Below are 23,644 nucleotides of genomic sequence, written 5' to 3'. Positions count from 1 at the left end.
TGCCCCATTGTTCGAAGATTTCCCCGTGTTAGGTTCGTTGATCAGTTCGACATTTGCCTAATCGTGCTTTCTTGTTGGCTAAGGTAGCTGCTGGGCGATTGCCTTCATATGAGATGGCAAAAGAAAGTCACTTTTGTCCAATGTCGCCGATTAAGTTCAAGAAAATCGGGACCAGCCGCACGATTGTATCGGGACACTTACACCGTTCGATTTCAGGGCGAACTAGCGATCGCAGCCGCCTATGAGCGAATGCTAAGGCAACCCCAGGGGGATAAGATGACTTACGTCGGCGTGCTCGTGTTCCTGCATACCCTAGTCAGCTTGGTTGCAATCGTTGCAGGGATCATCGCGATAATAGAAATGTTCGGAGGCAAAAGATCTAGTTTTGCCACTGATTTTTTCCTGCAAACGGCCGGGTTTACGAGTATCACTGGATTTCTTTTCCCATTTCATGGCGTGACACCTGCAGTGATAGTAGGGATCGTGGCGCTCGTCATATTAGCAGCAGTGCTTGTTGCACGTTCGCGATTTCATTTCGCCGGTGCGTGGCGCGGCATTTACGCCGCAGGAATGACTGCGAGTGTCTATCTCTTGGTATTCGTCGGAATAGTGCAAGCTTTCCAGAAGATTCCAATTCTGAATGTCTTTGCACCTACCGGAACTGAAATTCCTTTCGTCGTGACACAGGGTGTCACCCTCTTGATCTTCCTCGTTGTAGGCGCCCTTGCAGCTCTCCGTTACAAACCGGCAGTCGCAATGTCTTAAACATTTGATTTTATTGGGAAAAAGATCTGGCTGGGGCGCCAGGATTCGAACCTGGGAATGTCGGTACCAAAAACCGATGCCTTACCACTTGGCGACGCCCCAATTGCCGTCAGAGTCGCTTGTGCGGCGCGTTATTAGCAGAGCGGCCAAAAAGCACAATCCTTATGAGCGACGATGGGAACGCTCAAAATTGGGCAGGCAACGCGGTGCTGCCGATGACATGCGATGGCTATTCAGCCCACACTGCCATCTCGTTTCCGGCCGGATCGGCAAAGTGGAAGCGCCGGCCGCCGGGGAATGAAAAGATCGGCTTGACGATCGTGCCGCCGGCGTTTTCGACGGCGTCGAGGGTTGCTTCCAGATCCCTGCTGTAGAGCACGGGCAGCGGCTTGGCGGGCGCTTCCTCGGCATCGGCCTGGAAGCCCCCGTCCAGTCCCTCGGCAAAGGCCGAATAGGTCGGCCCATAGTCGGTGAACGACCAGGCAAAGGCAGCGCTGTAAAAAGCCTTGAGCCGGTCCAGCGTTCCGCCGGTAGCCGGCATTTCCAGATAGTCGAGTTTTCCGGGCAGTTTCATGTGACACCTGTTTGTTCCCGTTATGTTCTACTCCAAAAGCCCCGGAATGGCAAGTCTTTTTGCCGCATCCTCGGACAGAGCTTTTGCTTAATCGATTGTAGCGGCCGGACGGCTTGCCAACGCCTTGCCTTTCGCACTGCAGCATCATATCGCTCCACAGTCGGACACGGCGGAACTTTCCGTTTCGCCAATCTTTCCAATCTCCTGCAACCGGAGAGCAAAGCATGACCAAATGGGTTTTCACCTTTGGCGATGGCGCGGCGGAAGGCCGTGCCGGCGACAAGAATCTGCTGGGCGGCAAGGGCGCCAATCTGGCCGAGATGTGCAGCCTGGGCCTGCCGGTGCCGCCGGGCTTCACCATCACCACCGAGGTCTGCAACGCCTACTATGCCAATGGTCGCACCTATCCGGCAGGGTTGGAGGCAGATGTCGCTCTTGCGCTCGATCACATCGGACGGCTGACCGGCCGCCGGTTCGGCGATCCGTCGAAACTGCTGCTGGTGTCGGTGCGTTCCGGTGCCCGCGCCTCGATGCCTGGTATGATGGATACCGTGCTCAATCTCGGGCTGAACGACGAGACCGTCGAGGCACTGGCCGCCGATTCCGGCGATGCGCGCTTTGCCTATGACAGCTATCGCCGGTTCATCCAGATGTATTCCGATGTCGTGATGGGCCTCGAGCATGAGGTGTTCGAGGAAATCCTGGAAGACCAGAAGGGCGGGTTCGGCCATGAGCTCGACACCGAGTTGACAGCGCTCGAATGGCAAGCCGTCATCGCGCTCTACAAGGCCAAGGTCGAGGAAGAACTCGGCAAGTCGTTTCCGCAGGATCCGCATGAGCAGCTCTGGGGCGCCATCGGCGCCGTGTTTTCGAGCTGGATGAACAACCGCGCCATCACCTACCGGCGTCTGCACGACATTCCCGAAAGCTGGGGCACGGCGGTCAATGTCCAGGCCATGGTGTTCGGCAATATGGGCGAGACCTCGGCCACCGGCGTTGCCTTCACCCGCAATCCGTCGACCGGCGAAAAGATGCTCTATGGCGAGTTCCTGGTCAACGCGCAGGGCGAGGACGTCGTTGCCGGCATCCGCACGCCGCAGAACATCACCGAGGCGGCGCGCATTGCCGCCGGATCGGACAAGCCGTCCTTGCAGAAGCTGATGCCGGACGCGTTCCAGTCTTTCGTCACCATCTCCGACAGTCTGGAGAAGCACTACCGCGACATGCAGGATCTCGAATTCACCATCGAGCGCGGCAAATTGTGGATGCTGCAGACCCGCTCCGGCAAGCGTACCGCCAAGGCGGCGTTGAAGATCGCCGTCGAAATGGCCAGGGACAAGCTGATTACCAGGGAAGAGGCGGTCGCCCGCATCGATCCGGCCTCGCTCGATCAGCTGCTGCATCCGACCATCGATCCCAAGGCAGCGCGCGACGTAATCGGCATCGGACTGCCGGCCTCTCCCGGTGCTGCCACCGGCGAGATCGTGTTTTCCTCTGCTGACGCCGAGGAGCTGAAGACGCAAGGCCGCAAGGCGATCCTGGTGCGCATCGAAACCAGTCCTGAAGACATTCACGGCATGCATGCGGCCGAAGGCATCCTGACCACACGCGGCGGCATGACCAGTCACGCCGCGGTCGTCGCCCGCGGCATGGGCAAACCCTGCGTATCGGGCGCGGGCTCACTGCGCGTCGATTACAAGGCCGGCACGCTGATGGCGATGGGGTCGACCTTCCGCAAGGGCGACATCATCACCATCGATGGCGGCAATGGCCAGGTGCTGAAAGGCGCCGTGCCGATGCTGCAGCCGGAATTGTCCGGCGATTTCGCCGCCATCATGGAGTGGGCGGACGCCGTGCGCCGCATGAAGGTGCGCACCAATGCCGAAACGCCGCTCGACGCGCGCATGGCGCGCTCCTTCGGCGCCGAAGGCATAGGGCTTTGCCGCACCGAGCACATGTTCTTCGATGGCGACCGCATCGTTGCCATGCGCGAGATGATCCTGGCCGACACCGAAAAGGACCGGCGCACGGCACTCGCCAAGCTGTTGCCGATGCAGCGCTCGGATTTCCTCGAACTGTTCGAGATCATGGCCGGCCTGCCGGTGACGATCCGCCTGCTCGATCCGCCGCTGCACGAATTCCTGCCGAAGACCGAGGAGGAGGTGGCCGAGGTTGCCGCCGCCATGAAGGTGTCGCCGGACAAGCTCCGCCAGCGCACCGAGGCGCTGCATGAATTCAACCCGATGCTCGGCCATCGCGGCTGCCGGCTTGCGGTTTCGTATCCCGAGATCGCCGAGATGCAGGCGCGTGCCATTTTCGAAGCCGCCGTCGAGGCTGGCCGCAAGGCCGGCGCGTTGGTGGTTCCCGAAATCATGGTGCCGCTGGTCGGCCTGGTGAAGGAACTCGACTACGTCAAGGCGCGCATCGATGCCGTCGCCAAAAGCGTCATGGAGGAAACCGGCGTCAAGATCGACTATCTCACCGGCACGATGATCGAGCTGCCGCGCGCCGCGATCCGCGCCCATGTCATCGCCGCTACGGCCGAATTCTTCTCCTTCGGCACCAACGACCTGACCCAGACCACATTCGGCATCTCGCGCGACGATGCGGCCTCGTTCCTGGAGACCTACCGCCAGAAGGGCATCATCGATCAGGATCCGTTCGTCTCGCTCGACATCGACGGCGTTGGCGAACTGGTGCGCATGGCTGCCGAAAAGGGCAGGGCGACACGGCCCGACATCAAGCTCGGCATCTGTGGCGAACATGGCGGCGACCCGGCCTCGATCCGGTTTTGCGAAGAGGTCGGCCTCGACTACGTGTCCTGCTCGCCCTATCGCGTGCCGATTGCGAGGTTGGCGGCCGCGCAGGCGGCGGTGTTGGTCACTAGAGCAATTCCAGGAAAAGTGTGATACGGTTTTCCCGGGAAAAGCGCGTAGCGCTTTCCCCTAGGGAATTGCACCAAAGCAAAGAGTTAGAGCGGTTCGCCATTTCCGTGAAACGGTAAACTGCTCTAAGGTCGGCCGCGGATAGGATCCATCCGGCTCAAGCTTACCGTTTTGTAAGGCAATTCACACGAACGTGCTGACAGCATTGGGTAATCATTGCGTAATTTCGACATTGTTCGCGCCCAATTTGCGCACATCAAGCCAACTGTCCTCGGAAACAGATGTTGCAGACTTCACCCGCTCCGCTTCGCTCGATTCTGGTCATTCAAACGAAGTACATTGGAGATATTGTCCTCGCCTCGGCGCTCGCAGAAAACCTGCGGCTCGAATTCCCCGATGCGAGGCTCGTGTTTCTGTGCGAGGCGCGCCTCGCGAGCTTCGTGATCGCCCATGGCATTGCTTCCGAGGTGGTCACGTTCAGGCGTGCCCACCTGCGCGGCACCATCCCGCAGCGCGGCAAAGAGCTTTACGCCATGGTGCGGGCGTTGCGCCGCTTTCGATTCGATCTGACGATCGACCTGTCCGATTCAAAGACGTCGCGCATGCTCACCGGGCTGGTCAACGCAAAGACCCGCGTCGGCTACAATCCGACCGAGAGGCCTTTGCGTCTGCTGGAGCGGCAGCCCGCCAATGTGTTTGCCAAGCCATTTGGTTTTGGCGGCGAGCATTTTGTGTACCGCTATCTTTCGCCGCTCCAGGCGCTTGGCGTCGGTCTCCACGTGACGGTTCCAAATATTCAGCCGCTGCCGTTCGAGACGGCGAAAGCGCTGGCGCTGCTGGGCACGCATCAACTTCACCCAGACGCTTTCATCGCCGTGCATGCCGGCGCAAGCTTCGAAGGGCGACGTTGGCAGCCGGAGCGATTTGCCGAGGCGATTGGCGAGATTGCAAGCGAAACCGGTTTGGGCGTCGTTCTGGTGGGCGGCCCGGACGAGCGAGAGATTGCCGAACGTATCGTCGCCAGGACAGCGTCGCCTGTCGTCAATCTCGTTGGAACGCTGTCGCTTGAAACGTTGCTGGCGGTGCTGAAACAGGCCCGGCTGTTTCTCGGCAATGAGAGCGGCCCGATGCACATGGCGGCTGCAGCCGGAATCCCTGTTGTCGGGCTGTTCGGCTTGACGCCGCCGTCGCAGTGGGGTCCCGTTGGCGTGCCCAGCATCGCGCTTCAACCGCCGATGCCTTGCAACTGCGTGGCCAGCGATATCTGCGGCCGGCCGGATTTCAGCAAGGCCTACTGCGTCTGGCGACTTGAGGTCAAACCTGTTGTCGATGCGGTGCGCGAACTCCTTTCGCGCACCCACGTGAAGCTGGAGCGCGCCATCTGAGTTCATGCGTCGCGCGGAAAACCGCCATCGCGGGTCGTGGAGTGGGCCGTTCACCACACGGACAGTCAAATTGTCGCGCCGGGCGCTTTTCTGCTATGCACCATCCCGATTTTCGCCTTCATGCGGGTCTTGGGATGCCTGCTTGAAAGCACCGGTCGGGAATTCGGTTTGATGCGCCTGCTGCAAAAAAATCTCTGCATGATCGCCATGTCGTTGGCCGTGGTGTCCAGCGGCCATGCCGCGCCGCTCGTCGAGCCCACATTGCACATCAGGTCGGAGGCAAGCGGAGCCGGCCGCGTTGCGCTCACGCTCGATGCCTGCGGTGGACAGACCGACAACCGGATCCTTTCGGCACTGGTCGAAAACAAGATCCCCGCCACCATTTTCGTGACCGGCATCTGGCTGAAGCGAAACGCTGCTGCGGTCGAGATCATGCGGGCGCATCCCGACCTCTTCGAGCTGGAAAATCACGGCGGCCATCATATCCCGGCGGTCGACACGCCGCAGCAGATCTACGGCATCCGCAGCGCCGGCAGCCCTGACGCCGTGCTGGCCGAGGTCGAGTCGGGCGCCGCCGCCCTCGCCAAGACCGGCGAGCCGGCGCCGAAATGGTTTCGTGGCGCGACCGCCGAATACAGCCCGTCGGCAATCGCCATGATCCGCAAGCTTGGCTTCAAGATCGCCGGATTCTCGATAAACGGCGACGGGGGTTCATTGCTAGGCGCCAAGGAAACCGCCCGGCGCATTGCGGCTGCCAAGGATGGTGACGTCATTATCTCGCACATAAACCAGCCGACCCATGCTGCCGGCGAAGGCGTGGTGCAGGGGCTTCTGGCGCTCAAAGCCAAGGGCCTGACCTTCGTGCGGCTCGACGATGCCGACGGCTTCGGCAATCACGGCACCACGGACTGACCGGCAGCCAGGCGTAAAGCGCTCTCGTTGCTTTTGAAGATCAGCCCGGTTTGGCTTCGATGGTGACCTTGCTGGCGTAGAAAGCGCCGTGGTCGCGGATTTCAGCCATTTCGTCGAAAGGCTGCTCGTAAGCCCACATCGCGTTCAGGCCGGTCTCGCCCGCAGGCAGCACGCTCCAATAGCTGGCATCGCCCTTGTAGGGACAATGCGTCGAGTGTTCCGTGCTGCTGAGCTTGCCGAAATCGATGTCGGCGAACGGAATGTAGAAGGCCGCGGGGTAGGGGGGCTCGGTCAGCACCTTGGCCTTCGTTGATGAAGCTATAACCGTGTCTCCGACACGCACCGTAACGGTGCCGACATAGGGCTCGATGGTGATGACCTTGTCGGGATTTCGCTGAAAACCGGGTGCCGGGTTGGCGATCTGATCCATGCGGGTTCTCCTTGCCTCGGCCTTAACGTGTGTCGCGCAAGCGCTTTGCGCAAGGCCCGATGTCGCCATGCAACCCGCAAAAACCATTGGCCCAGGCCTGGTGGAGCCCGATTGGGCTTTTGAAGATGGCCTCGTCCGCCGCGACGGTCAGGCGGCGGTCTTGAACGCATCCATGAGCCCGGCATAGGCGGCTGCGATACCGGCCACCGGGTTGCTGCTTCTCGAGGCGGTCTCGACCTTCAAGGGGCCACCACCGGTTGGCAAGGTGAGCAGCAGGAACTGGCGATTGCCACCGTCGCCGATGGATGCGGCCGCGACGTGCTGGCCTTCGCCTTCGTTCTGGACGCACATCTTGAACAGCAGCGTGCCGCCGACCGCTTCGAGTGCGCCGCCGACAACTTCAACAAATTCGTCTTCGGAAACAGTCTTTGTATCCGGCCCCAGATCGGCCAGACTTTCGGCGAGCGTATTTTCGAGGGCCTTGTCGTCGAGCTGCGCGTCCATGCGAACCTCTTTCAGTCGCCAATCGCCCCTTGCCCGTTAACGAAGCTTAACGCCGACGATGGCCGGATTGTGGCGGTTCTCTCGGTCATGCCGATCAATGCAGCGCTTGCCTGTGCTGGTGGCTGGACAATCCGCCGGTTCGCTCCACAATGGCACGAAAAGCACAACGCAAAAGCGTAGGGAGGAACGAATGCTCGGACTGATGCAGGAATGGCCGCTGCTTTGCCATAAGCTCATCGACAATGCCGAGCGGCAGCATGGCGTGCGCGAGATCGTATCGCGCTCGATCGAGGGGCCGATCGTGCGCACCAGCTATGCGGACATCCATCGTCGCGCCCTGAAGGTCGCCCAGCGGCTGGAACGTGACGGCTATCGCTTGGGCGACCGCATCGCCACACTTGCCTGGAACACTGCACGCCACATCGAGGCCTGGTACGGCATCATGGGCATCGGCGCCATCTACCATACGCTCAATCCGCGCCTGTTTCCCGAGCAGATCGTCTGGATCATGAACCATGCCGAGGACAAGGCTGTCTTCGTCGACCTGACCTTCATGCCGTTGCTCGAGAAGATCGCCGGTGCCGTCAAGTCGTTGAAACAGGTGATTGTGCTGACCGACAAGGCGCACATGCCGCAGACGACACTGCCGAATGTGGTTGCCTATGAAGAATGGCTTGATGAGGCGGATGGCGACTTCGCCTGGAAGACCTTCGACGAAGGCACGGCCGCCGGCATGTGCTACACGTCGGGCACCACGGGCGATCCGAAGGGCGTCGTCTACAGCCACCGTTCGAACGTGCTGCATGCCATGATCGCCGCCATGCCCGATGCCATGGGGCTGTCGTCACGCGATACGATCTTGCCGGTCGTGCCGATGTTCCACGCCAATGCCTGGGGCCTTGGCCAGAGCGGGCCGATGATCGGCGCCAAGCTGGTCATGCCCGGCTGCAAGATGGACGGCGCCTCGATCTATGAATTGCTCGACACCGAGAAGGTGACCTTCAGCGCCGCCGTGCCGACCGTCTGGATGATGCTTCTGCAGCATCTGGAGGAGACCGGCAAGAAGCTTCCCTATCTGAACAAGGTCGTCATCGGCGGCTCGTCCTGCCCGCGCGCGATCATGTCGAAGTTTCAGGAGAACTACGATGTCCAGGTCATCCATGCCTGGGGCATGACCGAAATGTCGCCGCTCGGCACCCTGTGCACCCTGAAGCCGGACTATGCCGGTCTCCAGGGTGAAGCCCGGCTTGATGTCCAGCAGAAACAGGGCTACCCGCCCTTCGGCGTCGAAATGAAGGTGACCGACGACGACAACAACGCGCAGCCCTGGGATGGCAAGACATTTGGCCGCTTGAAGGTGCGCGGACCGGCCGTTGCCCGTGCCTACTATGGCGGTGCCGGCCCGGAGCAGTTCGACGGGGACGGCTGGTTCGACACCGGCGACGTCGCTCACATCGACGCCGGCGGCTATATGCAGATCACCGATCGCGCCAAGGACGTCATCAAGTCGGGCGGCGAATGGATTTCGACCATCGATCTCGAGAACCTGGCTGTCGGTCACCCCGATGTCGCCGAGGCAGCAGCCATCGGCGTCCATCATTCGAAGTGGGGCGAGCGGCCGTTGCTGGTCGTTGTTCGCAAGCCGGGCAAGGAACCGACCAAGGCTGACATTCTCGACTTCATGGATGGCAAGGTCGCCAAATGGTGGATGCCGGACGATGTCGCCTTCGTCGGCGAAATACCGCACACCGCCACTGGCAAGATCCAGAAGATCACCTTGCGTCAGCAATTCAGGGACTATCGCTTGCCGACGGATTGACGGGAATGTTGCGTCTTTCGGCTTCAAGCCGCCACCAAAAGGTTCTAGAGCAATTCGAGGAATTGCGTCAAAACAATGAGATAGAGCGGTTCGTCGTTTCCGTGAAACGATGAACCGCTCTAAGTCTCCGTTCGGGTGGGGTGGTGCGGCAATCGATGGCAAGTATTCCTGAACGGCAGACGTCGAGGGCGGCCGGATGGTCGCGGCGCACCGCAGCTTTTTCGGCGGTGCTGCTGCTGACCGCTTTCGTCGGCCATCGCTTCGACCTCGTCGAAACACCTGTTTTCCTGTGGGTGATGGGTATCGTTGCGCTGCTGGCCGCCCTGGCGCTGTTGTTTGCCGGGTTTGCCTTTTCGCGGCTGTGGAACTTCGGCGACCGTGGCGGTCGTGACCTGACAGTCGGCGTCTTGCTGGCGCTGCTGGTGCTGGCACCCTATGGCGTTGCCGCCTACTGGGCGACAATCTATCCGCCGCTCCGGGATATCTCGACGGATTTCGACAATCCACCCGCGCTCGACGTGAGCGACCGGACGAAAGACATGAATGTGCTCTCCCCATCCACGCCCGGTGAACAGCGGCTGCAGACCGAGAGCTATCCGCTGGTCAGCGGACGCAGCTACGATCTGCCGTTCGACACTGTCGTGGATGCCGTCGAGACCGTGCTCGACCAGCGCGATTGGGACCTTTCCGAACCCTATCCGGACCTCAGAGGGCAAACCGAGGTGACGATTGCGGCGGTGGCCAAGGGCTTCGTCCTGGGTCTTCCCGCCGACGTCGCGATCCGTGTGACCGACGACGGGGAGACCATCATCGTCGACATGCGGTCGGCCTCTCGCTACGGCCGCTACGACCTCGGCGACAATGCCGCGCGTATCGTCGATTTCCTCGCCGAACTCGACCAGGAAGTCGCCGGTCAGGTTGGCGCGGCTCCGGCCGAATGAAGCTTGGCGGGCTATATGGCCGGCGTGAAAATGCCGTCAATGGCCGGTGCGGTGTCTGTCACGACCAGACCACGTCCCACCAGGTCCTCGAGATGGGCAAGCACCGACAATCCGGCAGCGCCGTGCAGCCGCGGGTCGGTATCGCGATAGATCGCCTTGACCATGTTCACGATCGTCCGGTCGCCGGCTCTGACCCGCTCCAGGATGGCGCGCTCGCGCATCTTGCGATGCGTCTTCAACCCGCGCATGAAACCGCGTGGTGCTGTTACTGGCCCGCCATGTCCGGGCAGCAGCAGGCGGTCCCCGCGTTCGATCAGCCGGTCCAGCGAGGCCATATAGTCGGCCATCGCCCCATCCGGCGGCGCGACGATGGACGTCGCCCATGCCATGACATGATCGGCCGAGAACAGGATCCCGGTTCCTTCCAGCGCGAATGTCGCGTGATTGGCGGTGTGGCCCGGGGTCAGAACCGTCCTGATCGACCAGCCGTCGCCGTCGACCACCTTGTCGTCGGGCAATGCGATATCGGGAACGAAAGCCGTGTCGGCACTGGCGTCGAGCCCATTGGTCTCGCCGATGTGCAAGGGTCTCGCAGGGCGATGCGGTCCCTCTGCCAGAACGGCGGCGCCGGTGCGCTCTTTCAGCCGGGCCGCCAGCGGGGAATGGTCGCGGTGCGTGTGGCTGACGAAGATATGGCTGACCGGCCGGCCGGCGATCACATCGAGCAGGGTTTGCAGATGCGCCTCGTCATCCGGCCCCGGATCGATCACCGCCAGCGTATCGCGGCCAACGATGTAGCTGTTGGTGCCGTGAAAAGTGAAGGGGCTTGGATTGCGGGCCGTGATGCGCTGGATATCAGGCGCGACACTCACCGCCTGGCCGTAGGCGGGATCGAAGCCGGTTTCGAATTTGAGAGCCATGGCAGGTGCATCGGTGCTTTGTTTGAGGAGGCGGCAAAACCGATTGCCGCATAACACGCAAGCCAATATAGGAGAACGCGAGGCCGCGAACATGAGATAGCGGCAATCGGATTGGGGAAATACGATGGCAATTGCAACAACGATGCGTCCGCTTGTCTCTCTGGCTTTGCCGCAGAAGGGCGCGGCGCGGCTGGCAACGCAGCTTTTCCTGGCGATCGCCGGAACGCTGCTGCTGACCCTGTCGGCCAAGACCAAGGTGATGCTCGGGCCGGTCGACATTTCGATGCAGACGCTGGCCGTGCTCCTGATCGCCGCCGCCTTCGGCATGCGTCTCGGCGTCGCCACCGTGCTGCTCTACATGGCGGAGGGCGCGATGGGCTTTCCGGTCTTCCAGAGCACCCCGGAAAAGGGTCTCGGCATTGCTTACATGCTTGGCTCGACCGGCGGCTATCTCGGCGGTTTCGTGGTCATGGCGGCGATTGTCGGCTGGGCCGCCGATCGGGGCTGGGACCGCCACCCGATCAAGCTTTTCAACGCGATGCTGGTTGCCGAAGTCGTCATGATGGCCATGGGCTTTGCCTGGCTGGCGCTGCTGATTGGTCCCGAAAAGTCGTGGCAGTTCGGCGTCGTGCCGTTCATCGTCGGCGATCTGATCAAGGTTGCCCTGGCGGCAAGCCTGGTGCCGGCCGTGTGGTCGCTGCTGAAGCGCGACTGAACCCCGGGAGAGATCGAGGACCGGACGGGCGCTTCGGATGAAGGTTCTGGTCACCGGCGCAGCCGGCTTCATCGGCTATCACGTATCGAAGCGCCTGCTGGAGCGCGGCGACGAGGTTGTCGGCATCGACAGCGTCAACAGCTACTATGATCCGCAGATCAAAGAGGCGAGGCTGCGGCTGCTGGAGGAAACGAGCCGCAAGACCAATGCGGGCTATCATTTCATCCGCGGCAATCTCGCCGACAAGAGCGTGGTCGACGGCTGCTTTGCCGAGCACGCATTCGACCGGGTGATCCATCTCGCCGCCCAGGCCGGGGTTCGCTACAGCCTGGAAAACCCGCATGCCTATGTCGAAAGCAACATCATCGCCTACACCAACATGCTCGAAGCCTGCCGCAGAAGCGCTGTTGCGCATTTGACCTATGCCAGCACCTCGAGTGTCTATGGCGCCAACACCGACATGCCGTTTTCCGAGCACCGGCCGGCCGATCATCCGCTGCAGTTCTACGCCGCGACCAAGCGCGCCAACGAGCTGATGGCGCATAGCTACAGCCATTTGTTCGGGCTGCCGACGACCGGGCTTCGCTTCTTTACGGTGTATGGTCCATGGGGGCGCCCGGACATGGCGCTTTTCCTGTTCACCAGAAGCATTCTTGCCGGCGAGCCGATCAAGCTGTTCAACAACGGCAACCACACACGCGACTTCACCTATGTCGATGACATCGCCGAAGGCGTCGTCCGGGCCAGCGATAGCCCGGCTGCCCGCAATGCCGCCTGGGACTCCAGCCGCCCGGATCCGGCCACCAGCAGCGCCCCCTGGCGCATCTTCAACATCGGCAACAACAATCCGGTGAAGCTGGCCGCCTATGTCGAGGCGCTGGAAAACGCGCTTGGCAGAAAGGCCATCATCGAACTGCTGCCGCTGCAGGCCGGCGACGTGCCCGATACCTTTGCCGATACATCGGCGCTGGAGCAGGCGGTCGGCTACCGCCCGACGACGACGGTGGCCGAGGGGGTCGGGCGGTTTGTGGATTGGTACCAGGCGTATTTTGGACTGACCTAGCTGAGGTCGCATCTCGGCGCGAAATAGTCCGGCCGTTTGTCCAGCGCCGAGATTGACAAGCCATTGCATGGAACCTAAGCACGAGCGGTTTATGTCAGGGGCTGGGGGTTCAGGCATGTCAAGGAGAACTTCTTGAAAGGAATTATCCTTGCTGGAGGCAGCGGAACGCGGCTCTATCCGCTAACGTTGGCAGTCTCTAAGCAAATCCTTCCGATATACGACAAGCCGATGATCTATTATCCGCTGAGCGTTTTGATGCTCGCGGGTATCCGTGAAATTCTGATCATTTCGACGCCGCGGGATCTGCCGGTTTTCCGCGAGTTGCTTGGCGACGGATCGAACTTCGGGCTTGAGCTGTCCTATGCCGAGCAACCGCAACCCAACGGGCTCGCGGAAGCCTTCATCATCGGCCGTGACTTCATCGGCAAGGACAGCGTGTCGATGATCCTGGGCGACAACATCTATTTCGGCGAAGGCCTGTCGCAGCTCTGCCGTGCAGCGGCATCGCGCGAAAAGGGGGCTTCGGTGTTCGCCTATCATGTCGAGGATCCCCAACGTTATGGTGTCGTTTCCTTCGACAAGGTCACCGGAACTGCCCTGACAATCGAGGAAAAGCCAGCCCAGCCGAAATCCAACTGGGCTGTCACCGGTCTCTATTTCTATGACAACGATGTCGTTGACATCGCCCCCGCGATCCGCCCGTCGGCGCGTGGCGAACTCGAGATCACGGCGGTCAACAACGTCTATCTCGATCGTGGCCAGCTGCATGTGCACCGGTTGGGGCGCGGTTACGCCTGGCTCGACACCGGCACCCATGACAGCTTGCACGAAGCGTCCTCCTTCGTGCGCACGATCGAACATCGCCAGGGCATCAAGGTTGCCTGCCCGGAGGAAATCGCCTTCGAACAGGGTTGGCTGACGGCGGACGATGTCCTCCGGCGCGCCACCCGCCTGGGAAAAAACGAGTATGCCGCCTATCTGCGCCGGCGTGTCGTCGAGCGGTTGGAGGAGTAAATGCTGGAGGTCAGGTCCCTTGGCATCGAAGGCGTGCTGGAAATCATTCCGAAACGACATGGCGACGCCCGCGGTTTCTTTGTCGAAACCTATCATGCCGAACGCTTTTCGCAGGCCGGCATAGACTTGCGTTTCGTACAGGACAATCACTCTTATTCCGCCGCGGCAGGCGTCCTGCGCGGGCTTCACTACCAGCTTGCGCCGCGAGCTCAGGACAAGCTGCTGCGTGTCACCCGGGGTGCGCTGCTGGACGTGGCAGTCGACATTCGCCGTAGCTCGCCAACCTTCGGAAAATGGGTTGCGCTCGAAATTACCGCTGAAAAGGGCAACCAGATTCTGGTGCCAAAGGGCTTTGCGCATGGCTTCGTGACGCTCGTGCCGGACACCGAAGTCTTGTACAAGGTGACTGATACCTATTCGCCCGAACACGACCGCTCGATCCGTTTCGACGATCCTGCCATCGGCATCGACTGGCCGTCATTGGCTGGCGGGTTCCAGCTTTCGGACAAGGACCTCAAGGCGCCGGTGTTGGCCGCCGCCGAGGTGTTTGCTTGATGGGTTGTATGAGGACAGCAGCATGAATTTTCTAGTGACAGGCGGCGCCGGCTTCATCGGCTCGGCGGTGTGCCGGCATCTGTGCGCCAACCCGGCCTATCGCGTGACCAATCTCGACAAGCTTACCTATGCGGGCAATCTGGCCTCGTTGCGGCCGATCGAGAATGCACACAATTACCGCTTCGCTCATGCCGATATCTGCGACGAGAGGGCGGTGCTCGACATTCTGCATCGGGACGAAATCGACATCGTCATGAACCTTGCCGCCGAAAGCCATGTCGATCGCTCGATCGACGGACCCGGCGCCTTCATCGAGACCAACATCGTCGGCACCTACAAGGTTCTGAATGCCACCCTGGAATATTGGCGCGGCCTTCCAGACGACAAGAAAAACCGCTTCCGCTTCCATCATGTCTCGACCGACGAAGTGTTCGGCGATCTTCCTTTCGACGGCGGTCTGTTCGTTGAGGAAACACCTTACGCGCCGTCTTCGCCCTATTCCGCCTCGAAGGCGGCCTCGGACCATCTGGTGCGGGCCTGGCACGAAACCTACGGCCTGCCGGTCGTGCTTTCCAATTGTTCGAACAATTATGGACCGTATCACTTTCCCGAAAAGCTGATCCCGCTGGTCATCCTCAACGCGCTCGACGAAAAAACACTGCCGGTCTATGGCGCCGGCGCCAATGTGCGCGACTGGCTGTTCGTCGAGGATCATGCGCGCGCGCTGGAGCTGGTTGCCACCAAGGGCACGCCAGGCGAGAGCTACAATGTCGGTGGCAATTCGGAGCGGACGAACCTGGGCGTCGTCGAGACGATCTGCGATCTGCTCGACCGCCGCCGTCCGCGGGCCGGCGGCAAGAGCTATCGAGATCTGATCTCTTTCGTCACCGATCGTCCGGGCCATGACCGCCGCTATGCCATTGACGCCTCCAAGATCGGTCGCGAGCTTGGCTGGGCGCCCAAGGAGAATTTCGACAGCGGCCTGGCGAGAACCGTGGACTGGTTTCTCGACAACAAATGGTGGTGGGGGCCGATCCGCGAAGAGCGCTATGCCGGTGAGAGGTTGGGCGAAGCGCGCAAGGGTGCCGCGTGAGGCTCGTTGTCACCGGTCGCGAAGGCCAGGTCGCGACAAGCCTTCTGGAGGCCGGCCAGGGGCGTGCCGGCGTGGAAGTCGTCGCCATTGGCCGTCCGGAGCTCGACCTGGCAAACCCCGACACCGTCATCGACGCCATTGCGGCCGCGAAGCCGGATATCGTCGTGTCGGCTGCCGCTTACACCGCCGTGGACCAGGCCGAGGATGAGCCCGATCTGGCATTCGCGGTGAACGCTGTCGGCGCCGGCAAGGTGGCCGAAGCCGCAGCGCAGCTTGGCATTCCCGTCATCCATCTTTCGACCGACTATGTCTTCGATGGCAGCGCTTCTGGCGCCTATGTCGAAACCGACGCAACCGCACCGCGCAGCGTCTATGGTACCTCCAAGCTTGCCGGCGAACAGGCGGTGGCAGCCGCCAACCCGCGCCATCTGATCCTGCGCACGGCATGGGTCTACAGCCCGTTCGGCAAGAATTTCGTCAAGACCATGCTGCGGCTTGCCGCCGACCGAGATGAGATCTCGGTGGTAGCCGATCAGTGGGGAAATCCCACCTCCGCGCTTGATATCGCCGACGCAATCCTGCATGCGGCGGCGATGCTGCACGGCGACAAGAGCTTCACTGCGTTCGGTGTCTATCACCTGGCCGGCACAGGCGAGACCAACTGGAGCGGCTTTGCCCGCCATATCCTGGACACAAGCCGAGTGTCTGGTGGTCCTTGGGCGCGGGTAAGGGACATTGCTACGATGGACTACCCGACCAAGGCGCGACGCCCCGCCAATTCCCGGCTATCGAGCGCGAAATTCGCCTCCGTCTTCGGATGGAATGCGCCGGACTGGCGGCTGTCGACTGAAGCGGTGGCGCGTCGTGTCCTGGTCTGAGAGACGGGATGGGCCTGGGGCATGAAGAAGGACCCGTCACCGAAAAACATGCGCGATGCAGAGGCCGGCCCACAGGTTGTCGGCCCAGAGGCAGCCGCCCTAGAGGCGGTCGACGGAGTGCCGGCGAGCGTTCGGGCCAAGGCGCATGCCACGCCGTTTGGAGCGCTTACCCCTTCACTTCGCGACCTGTACAATGCCCATAGCGGCAAAGTGTCGGACAAATGGTCTACCTATCTGGACGCATATGACCGCGTTTTTTTGGACTATCGGAACAAGCCGGTTCGACTGCTGGAAATTGGCGTTCAAAACGGTGGTTCGCTCGAAATTTGGCCGCGATATTTCCCGAATTCGGAGCTTATTCTTGGCTGCGATATCGACACTGCCTGCAGCGGCCTGGTTTTCGACGATCAGAAGATCGCTGTGGTCATCGGCGATGCCAATACTGATGAGATAGAAAGAAAAATTGTTACGAAATCCGCGACATTCGACATCATAATTGATGACGGATCGCATACATCGTCAGACATAGTGCGCTCTTTCGCCCGTTATTTCCCTCATCTTTCTGATGGAGGGGTTTACATAGCGGAAGATTTGCATTGCAGTTACTGGCAGAAATTCGAGGGCGGTCTCTATGATCCTCTTTCGTCGATGTCGTTCTTCAAGCGCCTGCTCGATGTGGTCAACCATGAGCATTGGGGACTGCCCCGCTTTCGGGCGGATGCTTTAGCCACTTTCTCCGATAGGTATAAAATCGTATTCGGGGAAGCTTCGCTGGCATCCATTCATTCCGTCGAGTTTTTGAACTCGCTCTGTATTGTAACCAAGCGGCCAAGTCAGGAAAATTCTCTCGGGGTTCGCGATGTGCAAGGCCAGGTTGCACTTGCCGACAGGGGAATGGTTTCTCTTGACGGCACGACAAGCAAAGCGCGCGATCAAACCGGAAACCCATGGTCCCTAGCGTCGACGACCATGGAGGAGGAAATCGAGACCAACCGGGCGTTGGTGACGAGCCGCGGGGCGCGCATAGAGGAACTCTCCCGCGAGGTAGCCGAGATACGCGAACAGCTCCAGGGAGGCCGCGACCAGATCGCACGGATGGAGGCACATCTCGTCGAGAGAGTTGAAGAGATCCAGGTTTTGCAAGGAGAAATATCGGCTGCGCACGCGACTGCGAATGTGCTGCGGGCCGAGCGCGACAACGAAATCGCACGAGCGCAAGCGGTGACAACTGCGCTCCAGGCAAGAATAGAGCAAAACGAACGGGTCGTTCAAGAGTTCAAGGACTCAACGAGCTGGCGAATAACCAGCCCCCTGCGAGCGCTATCCGTGAATATCAGGTGGCTATTGAAAAGGGTCGCTGCGGTTTTTCGTTGAAAGCGAAATTGAATTGGAGATAGGCAGCTCTGCTCTTAGCCTCTCCATCGGAAATCCGTTTCTTCAGAACAGGCCAACATCAAGCCACCGGATATGCTTTCTCATTCGCGCGACGGCTGATCGTTCCAGTCGCGCCGGCTTGTGGCGTTTGGGACGCACACCGGACCTATCCAGCAGTCTGCTTGCCAAGCCGTCGAATTTCTGGTTGCGCAGTCTGGCGGTGTGTGCGAGGTGCCACCTACACCAACGCAAGGCAATACACAGCAAACGCAGGACTGCAGGACTAATGTCGGCCACCGTTCGCACCCTCTCTGTCAGCCGTTCAACCCCCGCTTTCGCGATCGCGTCTGTTGGTCCGATCGCGGTGTTCCTGGTTGCGCTCCTCCTGACGGTGCAGGCGAGAGGTGCTCCGGATAACGACTATTGGGGCATTTTCGCTTCAATGGTCCGATCGCTGGACGGGGTACCAACGCTGTCGGACCTGTATGTAACGGCAAACGAGCATATCATTGCCGGCGCAAAACTGTTTTATCTGCTGAATTTTCATCTTACCCACGGCGACAATATCGGCCTCTCGGTCACTGTTGTCGTGTTCTCCCTTCTCATAGCGCTGGTTTTTTCAGGCGCACTCTCGCTCTCTGCGCGGTCCTGGCTTGAAGCATTGGTCGTCGGGATAGCCGTATCGGTGTTTGTGTTCAGTCCACTCGCCGCACACAATTTCTTTGTTGGCATGAGTGGGGTAGCCTGGATCGGCGCAAATTTCTTCACCGTGCTGGCTGTATTGGCTTTTTGGCAGTCGACCGAAAAAGATATGCCGCTGGGTTATCTGGCTGCGATAGCATTGGCTGTCATTGCCACGCAATTTTACAGCACGGGCCTGACCGCATTGTGTGCGATCGGCATCCAGGGATTTTGCACCGCCAAGACGCGGCGGCTCGGTATTTTGATTTTCGCGGTGGGCTTGGCCTTCGTGATTTATATCGCAGTGTATCAGAAGGTCCCCGACTATCACCCCGCACGCGATTTCAATCCAATAGAGATTGCACTGTTTTGCCTGACATTCATTGGTGGCGGCATCGTCACAACCGAGTCAACCGCAATTCCGTTGGGCGCGATCGGAATTGGAGCGGCCGCTCTGATCGTCGGGGTTTGCCTTTTGCGGCCTGGCGAAAGCAGGTATCGATCAGCCTTCTGGATTGCGATCATGGCCTATGCCGTCATGTCGAGTGTGTTGGCGGCTATTGGTCGATCGAATATGGGAGGAGACGCGGCAGCCTTAGCCAGCAGATATGCAACCCTCCCAGCGCTTTTTTGGGTCGGACTGTTTGGAGCAGTTTCATGTCTGGTGTGGCGCGTTGATTTCAATCGTCGTCTGTCGATCGCGATATTCGTGGCGGCAGCCGCGGTAATCGTCGTCAACGGCATGCCGCGGGTGCAGGCGGCTCTTGTCAGGGCTGAAGGAAAAGATCTCGCAACATTGGCATTGTCGCTCGGCGTCAAAGACCCCGACATGATGCAATACGTTACATGGGCTGGGGTTGATTACTATAATGTCGAAGACAATCTGAGGAAATTCAATCATGTCCCGTTCGACGGCAGGGATTTTGGCTGCCCCGCGCTCGGCGCGGAGCTGGCAATCCCCACCCAGCCGAACAGCTTGACGGGCTACATCGATGCCGTGTCCAAAATACAAGATCCGCAGTGGGGACGCGTCTCCGGTTGGGCCGCGGACACGTCGAACAGATGGCCCCCACTGCTGGGCAGCGATATTCTTTCCACCTACCGCTGCATTGCCTTCGTTGACGGCACGGGAACGGTCGTGGGGTTGGGATTGGGAGGAGCGCATCGGCCGGACGTGGCAAAGTTCCTCGGGCGAGGGCGTGACGACTATGGCTGGAGTGGCTACATAGATCTTCGACGTGTGCCGGCTAGCCCCGCTTCCCGATTGATATATGCAGTTTTGCCTACGCCGTCCGGGTGGACGAGATTGCAGGCCCCTGGGGTTGGAATCCAGTTTTGAAAAATACCTATGTAAGCGTCGTAAGATTCGCCAGGAAAGTAGCTGAGCGCTGCGGATTACTTGCGGCGTTGGAGCGGTCGAACAGCCGCTTTGCCCTCTGGATCAGAAGTCTGTTCGGCATCTACGACAGCGCCGACCTGGTTCGGCTTGACATGCCATGGTGGACATTCTCCGCGATTGATGCCGTGAATATTTTTCTGGCCTCGCGCAATCACAAGGCTCGTATTTATGAATTTGGTGCTGGCGCCAGCACCGTTTGGTTGGCGAAACGAAGCGGCTCCGTCGATTCCGTCGAGCATGACGCTCCGTTCGCGCAGACCATGGGCGGCATTTTTGGCGCCTATCCCAACATCGCCGTGCGAGTTGTGGAGCCAGTAGCCGCTTCCGCTTCCAGCAAGGCCAGGTCCAATCGAAAGGGATATACGGAATGCTCGTTCGATCAATACGTGTCATCGATTGATCGGGTCGACGGCACCTTCGACCTCATTGTGATCGACGGCCGGGCAAGGGTTTCCTGCCTGGCGAAATCGGTTAGCCGCCTGTCTCCGGGCGGTATGATTTTGTTCGACAACAGCAACAGGCCCGAATATCGCCAGGCCATCAATTCTTGCGGCCTGCAGGAGCGCGTGACACGGGGGCTTGCGCCTGCATTGCCATTCCCCAGCCAGACCTCCATTTTGACGCAGAGGGCCTGACGTGCAGACCGTATCGATACTGGTGCCTGTAAAGGACGAGCAAGACACTGTTCAGGCTTTGATTGGCCAGATCGAGGCGGCCTTTGAGCAGATCGATACTGCCTCGCTCAAGGAGGTTATCTTTGTTGACGACGGGAGCCGCGACAATACCTGGAAGGAGATTCTGGCCGCCACCAAGGCTTACCCCCATGTGAAAGGCGTTCGGCTTCGGAGGAATTTCGGCAAGGCAGCCGCGCTCCAGGCAGGGATCTCCAATGCGTCGGGCAATGTCATCGTCACGATGGATGGAGACCTGCAAGACGACCCGAAGGAAATCTCACGTTTTCTGGACGAGATCCGAGCGGGCTTCGATGTCGTTTCGGGATGGAAGCAGGTGCGCCATGATCCGCTCGGCAAGACGCTGCCTTCAAAGCTGTTCAATCGAGTGACGGCGAAGGTCACCGGCGTCAGCTTGCACGATTTCAACTGCGGCTTCAAAGCCTACCGCTCCGAGGTGTTCGACAACATTCGCCTCTATGGTGAGCTGCATCGCTTCGTTCCAGCCTTGGCTTATGCGACTGGTTTCAAGGTCAGTGAGATCGTCGTCCAGCACCACCCACGCCGATTTGGAAAATCCAAATATGGGGTTGGTCGGCTCCTGAAGGGTTTCCTGGACCTGCTTACAGTCGTGACCATCACGAAGTTCAATTCGCGCCCCGGCCATCTTTTCGGTGGTCTGGGTGTGGCCGTCTTCTCGATCGGCTTTCTGATTTTCTTGTTTCTCTGCGCGCGGTGGTTTGGCGGTGAAGCCATTGGCGGCCGGCCGTTGCTGCTTGTTTCGACGCTCTTGATGATCGTCGGTGTGCAGTTCACGCTGTTCGGCATGGTCGCCGAGTTGATTGTTGCGACCCGTGGCGATCGCGACCCGGGCATTGTCGCCGAAATTGCAAGTTCCGACGGCAGGCTGCCTGTGAAGCCGATCGGCGCTCGTGCCGAACTCTAGGATCATTCGTGCCGGCGGCGCTGTCATTGCCGTCGCGGCAATGTTCTTTGTCATACGCTCCGTCTACGGATACGCTGACCAGCTCGCCGAGATGCTGCAGCGTCCCCGGTTCATTGTCGTGGTCGTGGCCTGTGCGCTTCTTTATGCACTCGCTCTGCAGCTTGTGGGGCTCGCCTGGTTCACCCTGTTGGTTTCGGTCGGAGAAAAGGCAATCTCTCCGGTCCGTGCAATGCGCGTTTTCGCGCGTACCCAAGTCTACAAATATCTGCCAACCAACGTAATCCATCTCGTCGGACGCTTTGTCCTGGCGGCTCGATATGGTGCCGCAAAGGATGCGCTTTCTTACGCGCAGGTGATGGAGATCGTTTTGATGGTCCTCGCTTCCGGAAGCGTAGCACTCCTTTTCTCGTTCTCTTTCCTGCTTAAAATCGGTGAGGACTACGGAATAAGCCGCTATCTTGCCTCCGCGGTCTATATCGGTGCCGGCCTGGCGGCCCTCATGCTTGCCCCCCTTGTCGCGGGCCGATATTTCAAGCAGAGCCAAAAACACCTCGCATTTTCGATGGCTGCTATCAGTGTCGCTTGCTATGGCCTTTTTTTCCTTGCCAATGGCTTGATCGTCGTCCTCCTTGTCCATGTGCTGTACGGACCCACGATTGAGTGGCAGATGGTGATCGGGGTCTCAGCCGCCGGTTGGTTGCTTGGTTTTGTTGTACCTGGGGCTCCCGGCGGTTTGGGTGTGAGAGAAGCCGTTTTTATCGCTGGTCTTTCGTCGATCGGCATACCCGCGGCTGCGGCCACCGCCGTTGCAGTTGCGCATCGGGTCATCACTCTTCTGGGCGATGTTCTCTTGTCGGCTGGGGAGTTTGGCTATCGAAAATGGACCGCGGAACCAGATTAGAGCGCATAGTATTGCGCGTGACTATCGAATGCGACACCTCAAATCCAATTCGACTGGAGCGGATGCTCTATACCTGTTCAAATGAGATTGACGCTGATAACGAACAGCCTGGTTAATGGAACATGGAATGCGGCTTGAATGTCCAAAACATGTGTGGTGACCGGTGGAGCCGGATTCATTGGATGCGCGTTGTCCGCCAAATTGGCGGATCGTTTCGGGCGTGTAATTGTCATCGACAGTTTGCATCCGCAGATTCACGCTGAGCGAAAGCGTCCCGCCGAACTTGATCCTCGCGTTGAACTGATGGTTGCCGATGTGACCGAGGCTTCTACCTGGGCGCAGGCATTGGACACGGCCCGACCTGAGATTGTGGTGCATCTGGCGGCTGAAACGGGTACGGGACAGTCGCTCACAGAGGCCTCTCGCCACGCGATAGCAAATGTCCTTGGCACAACCCGCATGTTGGATGCCTTCGCCACGGCATCGCATGTTCCTGAGCGTTTTGTCCTGGCTTCGAGCCGCGCCGTCTACGGAGAAGGGGCATGGCGGTCCAGAAATCCAGGAGAGGTAACCTATCCGGGTCAGAGATCGAAGCAGCAGCTTGAACGCGCGGAGTGGGATTTTCCCGGGCTCGAACCTCTCCCCATGGACGCGGAAAAAACGATACCGAATCCAACCAGCATCTACGGAGCAACCAAACTAACCCAGGAACAGATATTGCGAGCTTGGGCTCTTTCGTTCGGAACAACCGTCAACGTGCTGCGCCTTCAGAACGTATATGGTCCCGGCCAATCCCTGACGAATAGCTACACGGGAATTGTGTCGTTGTTCATCAGGATGGCCAAGGAAGGAAAGAGCATCCCGATCTATGAAGACGGGGATATCGGAAGGGACTTCGTTTTCATCGACGATGTCGCCGCGGCGATTGACAAGGCCACGAGAACAGATCTGTCGCAATCGTTCGCCTATGATGTCGGCACTGGCTCCAAGACCACGGTTCTCGATCTGGCGAGGATCATCGCAAAGCGGTATGGAGCGCCGGAGCCGCACGTCAACGGCATGTTCCGCAACGGCGACGTGCGCTGCGCTGTCGCCAACATTGACAGGACGGTCCGCGAACTGGAATGGCGACCTTTGAAAAGTGTGGACGAGGGGATCGGCCAGCTTTCCGAATGGATAGATAAACAGCTCGGCTAAAATTTGGACCTTACATCTAGAA

General features: G+C 59.8%; 22 protein-coding genes and 1 tRNA gene. 18 read left to right on the top strand and 5 right to left on the bottom strand.

Going from position 1 to position 23,644, the window contains the following annotated elements; all coding sequences use genetic code 11:
• Nucleotides 1–276: 276 nt before the first annotated feature.
• Nucleotides 277–765 (top strand): hypothetical protein, encoded by a 489-nt coding sequence (locus ACFFNA_RS27955; RefSeq protein ID WP_378923163.1) that lies wholly within the window; start codon nucleotides 277–279, stop codon nucleotides 763–765.
• Nucleotides 766–792: 27 nt separating this feature from the next.
• On the opposite strand, the gene ACFFNA_RS27950 is transcribed toward ACFFNA_RS27955, so the two are convergent.
• A tRNA-Gln gene (locus ACFFNA_RS27950) sits at nucleotides 793–867 on the bottom strand.
• 127 nt (nucleotides 868–994) lie between these two features.
• The gene (locus tag ACFFNA_RS27945; protein ID WP_111545984.1) at nucleotides 995–1,339 is read right to left on the bottom strand and encodes a VOC family protein; all 345 of its coding nucleotides are present in this window, start codon (nucleotides 1,337–1,339) and stop codon (nucleotides 995–997) included.
• Nucleotides 1,340–1,563: 224 nt separating this feature from the next.
• Between ACFFNA_RS27945 and ppdK the strand changes: the two genes are divergently transcribed.
• The 3 genes from ppdK to ACFFNA_RS27930 all read left to right on the top strand — a co-directional run bounded on the left by ppdK (nucleotide 1,564) and on the right by ACFFNA_RS27930 (nucleotide 6,521).
• On the top strand, nucleotides 1,564–4,248 hold the full coding sequence (gene ppdK / locus ACFFNA_RS27940; protein ID WP_378923162.1) for a pyruvate, phosphate dikinase: 2,685 nt from the start codon (nucleotides 1,564–1,566) through the stop codon (nucleotides 4,246–4,248).
• Nucleotides 4,249–4,505: 257 nt separating this feature from the next.
• Nucleotides 4,506–5,609 (top strand): glycosyltransferase family 9 protein, encoded by a 1,104-nt coding sequence (locus ACFFNA_RS27935; protein WP_378923161.1) that lies wholly within the window; start codon nucleotides 4,506–4,508, stop codon nucleotides 5,607–5,609.
• Nucleotides 5,610–5,780: 171 nt separating this feature from the next.
• Nucleotides 5,781–6,521, top strand: coding sequence for a polysaccharide deacetylase family protein (locus ACFFNA_RS27930; protein ID WP_378923160.1), 741 nt, complete (start codon nucleotides 5,781–5,783; stop codon nucleotides 6,519–6,521).
• A 40-nt stretch (nucleotides 6,522–6,561) separates the two neighbouring features.
• Here the strand turns inward: ACFFNA_RS27930 and ACFFNA_RS27925 are convergent, their stop codons facing one another.
• Entirely contained in the window at nucleotides 6,562–6,951 is a 390-nt protein-coding gene (locus tag ACFFNA_RS27925) for a DUF427 domain-containing protein (RefSeq protein ID WP_378923159.1), read from the bottom strand.
• Nucleotides 6,952–7,098: 147 nt separating this feature from the next.
• The gene (locus tag ACFFNA_RS27920) at nucleotides 7,099–7,455 is read right to left on the bottom strand and encodes a hypothetical protein (protein WP_111545979.1); all 357 of its coding nucleotides are present in this window, start codon (nucleotides 7,453–7,455) and stop codon (nucleotides 7,099–7,101) included.
• A 190-nt stretch (nucleotides 7,456–7,645) separates the two neighbouring features.
• Here ACFFNA_RS27920 and ACFFNA_RS27915 point away from each other — a divergent pair, with 190 nt between their 5' ends.
• Together ACFFNA_RS27915 and ACFFNA_RS27910 are read left to right on the top strand one after the other, a co-directional pair.
• Nucleotides 7,646–9,274: a fatty-acid--CoA ligase gene (locus ACFFNA_RS27915; protein WP_111546016.1), complete on the top strand. Its 1,629-nt coding sequence runs from the start codon at nucleotides 7,646–7,648 to the stop codon at nucleotides 9,272–9,274.
• A gap of 155 nt (nucleotides 9,275–9,429) precedes the next feature.
• Nucleotides 9,430–10,215, top strand: coding sequence for a DUF1499 domain-containing protein (locus ACFFNA_RS27910; protein ID WP_378923158.1), 786 nt, complete (start codon nucleotides 9,430–9,432; stop codon nucleotides 10,213–10,215).
• 11 nt (nucleotides 10,216–10,226) lie between these two features.
• Here ACFFNA_RS27910 and ACFFNA_RS27905 read toward each other — a convergent pair whose 3' ends face one another.
• Nucleotides 10,227–11,135, bottom strand: coding sequence for an MBL fold metallo-hydrolase (locus ACFFNA_RS27905; RefSeq protein ID WP_378923157.1), 909 nt, complete (start codon nucleotides 11,133–11,135; stop codon nucleotides 10,227–10,229).
• A gap of 124 nt (nucleotides 11,136–11,259) precedes the next feature.
• On the opposite strand from ACFFNA_RS27905, the gene ACFFNA_RS27900 reads away from it, so the two are divergent.
• From ACFFNA_RS27900 to ACFFNA_RS27845, 12 genes are all read left to right on the top strand, one after another.
• Entirely contained in the window at nucleotides 11,260–11,850 is a 591-nt protein-coding gene (locus ACFFNA_RS27900) for a biotin transporter BioY (protein ID WP_111545976.1), read from the top strand.
• Nucleotides 11,851–11,887: 37 nt separating this feature from the next.
• Nucleotides 11,888–12,913: an NAD-dependent epimerase gene (locus tag ACFFNA_RS27895; protein WP_378923156.1), complete on the top strand. Its 1,026-nt coding sequence runs from the start codon at nucleotides 11,888–11,890 to the stop codon at nucleotides 12,911–12,913.
• A gap of 132 nt (nucleotides 12,914–13,045) precedes the next feature.
• Nucleotides 13,046–13,927: a glucose-1-phosphate thymidylyltransferase RfbA gene (rfbA, locus tag ACFFNA_RS27890; protein WP_111542366.1), complete on the top strand. Its 882-nt coding sequence runs from the start codon at nucleotides 13,046–13,048 to the stop codon at nucleotides 13,925–13,927.
• Nucleotides 13,928–14,482, top strand: a complete 555-nt coding sequence (gene rfbC / locus ACFFNA_RS27885; protein WP_378923155.1) for a dTDP-4-dehydrorhamnose 3,5-epimerase — start codon at nucleotides 13,928–13,930, stop codon at nucleotides 14,480–14,482.
• A gap of 22 nt (nucleotides 14,483–14,504) precedes the next feature.
• Nucleotides 14,505–15,575: a dTDP-glucose 4,6-dehydratase gene (rfbB, locus tag ACFFNA_RS27880; RefSeq protein ID WP_378923154.1), complete on the top strand. Its 1,071-nt coding sequence runs from the start codon at nucleotides 14,505–14,507 to the stop codon at nucleotides 15,573–15,575.
• The gene (rfbD, locus tag ACFFNA_RS27875; protein ID WP_111542364.1) at nucleotides 15,572–16,453 is read left to right on the top strand and encodes a dTDP-4-dehydrorhamnose reductase; all 882 of its coding nucleotides are present in this window, start codon (nucleotides 15,572–15,574) and stop codon (nucleotides 16,451–16,453) included. Before rfbB ends, rfbD begins: the two co-directional genes overlap by 4 nt.
• 21 nt (nucleotides 16,454–16,474) lie before the next feature.
• Nucleotides 16,475–17,827, top strand: coding sequence for a class I SAM-dependent methyltransferase (locus ACFFNA_RS27870; RefSeq protein ID WP_378923153.1), 1,353 nt, complete (start codon nucleotides 16,475–16,477; stop codon nucleotides 17,825–17,827).
• Nucleotides 17,828–18,113: 286 nt separating this feature from the next.
• The gene (locus ACFFNA_RS27865; RefSeq protein WP_378923152.1) at nucleotides 18,114–19,847 is read left to right on the top strand and encodes a hypothetical protein; all 1,734 of its coding nucleotides are present in this window, start codon (nucleotides 18,114–18,116) and stop codon (nucleotides 19,845–19,847) included.
• Nucleotides 19,844–20,542, top strand: coding sequence for an O-methyltransferase (locus ACFFNA_RS27860; protein WP_378923151.1), 699 nt, complete (start codon nucleotides 19,844–19,846; stop codon nucleotides 20,540–20,542). The genes ACFFNA_RS27865 and ACFFNA_RS27860 overlap by 4 nt, the downstream gene beginning before the upstream one ends.
• A gap of 1 nt (nucleotide 20,543) precedes the next feature.
• Nucleotides 20,544–21,524: a glycosyltransferase family 2 protein gene (locus tag ACFFNA_RS27855; RefSeq protein WP_378923150.1), complete on the top strand. Its 981-nt coding sequence runs from the start codon at nucleotides 20,544–20,546 to the stop codon at nucleotides 21,522–21,524.
• The gene (locus tag ACFFNA_RS27850) at nucleotides 21,511–22,425 is read left to right on the top strand and encodes a lysylphosphatidylglycerol synthase domain-containing protein (RefSeq protein WP_378923149.1); all 915 of its coding nucleotides are present in this window, start codon (nucleotides 21,511–21,513) and stop codon (nucleotides 22,423–22,425) included. The genes ACFFNA_RS27855 and ACFFNA_RS27850 overlap by 14 nt, the downstream gene beginning before the upstream one ends.
• Before the next feature lie 138 nt (nucleotides 22,426–22,563).
• On the top strand, nucleotides 22,564–23,622 hold the full coding sequence (locus ACFFNA_RS27845; RefSeq protein ID WP_378923148.1) for an NAD-dependent epimerase/dehydratase family protein: 1,059 nt from the start codon (nucleotides 22,564–22,566) through the stop codon (nucleotides 23,620–23,622).
• Nucleotides 23,623–23,644: the final 22 nt, after the last annotated feature.

It is taken from the genome of Mesorhizobium kowhaii, from assembly GCF_042431665.1.
Lineage (GTDB): Bacteria > Pseudomonadota > Alphaproteobacteria > Rhizobiales > Rhizobiaceae > Mesorhizobium > Mesorhizobium kowhaii.
The sequence above is the reverse complement of the archived record's forward strand: the minus strand, read 5'-3'. Positions and strand labels throughout refer to the sequence as shown.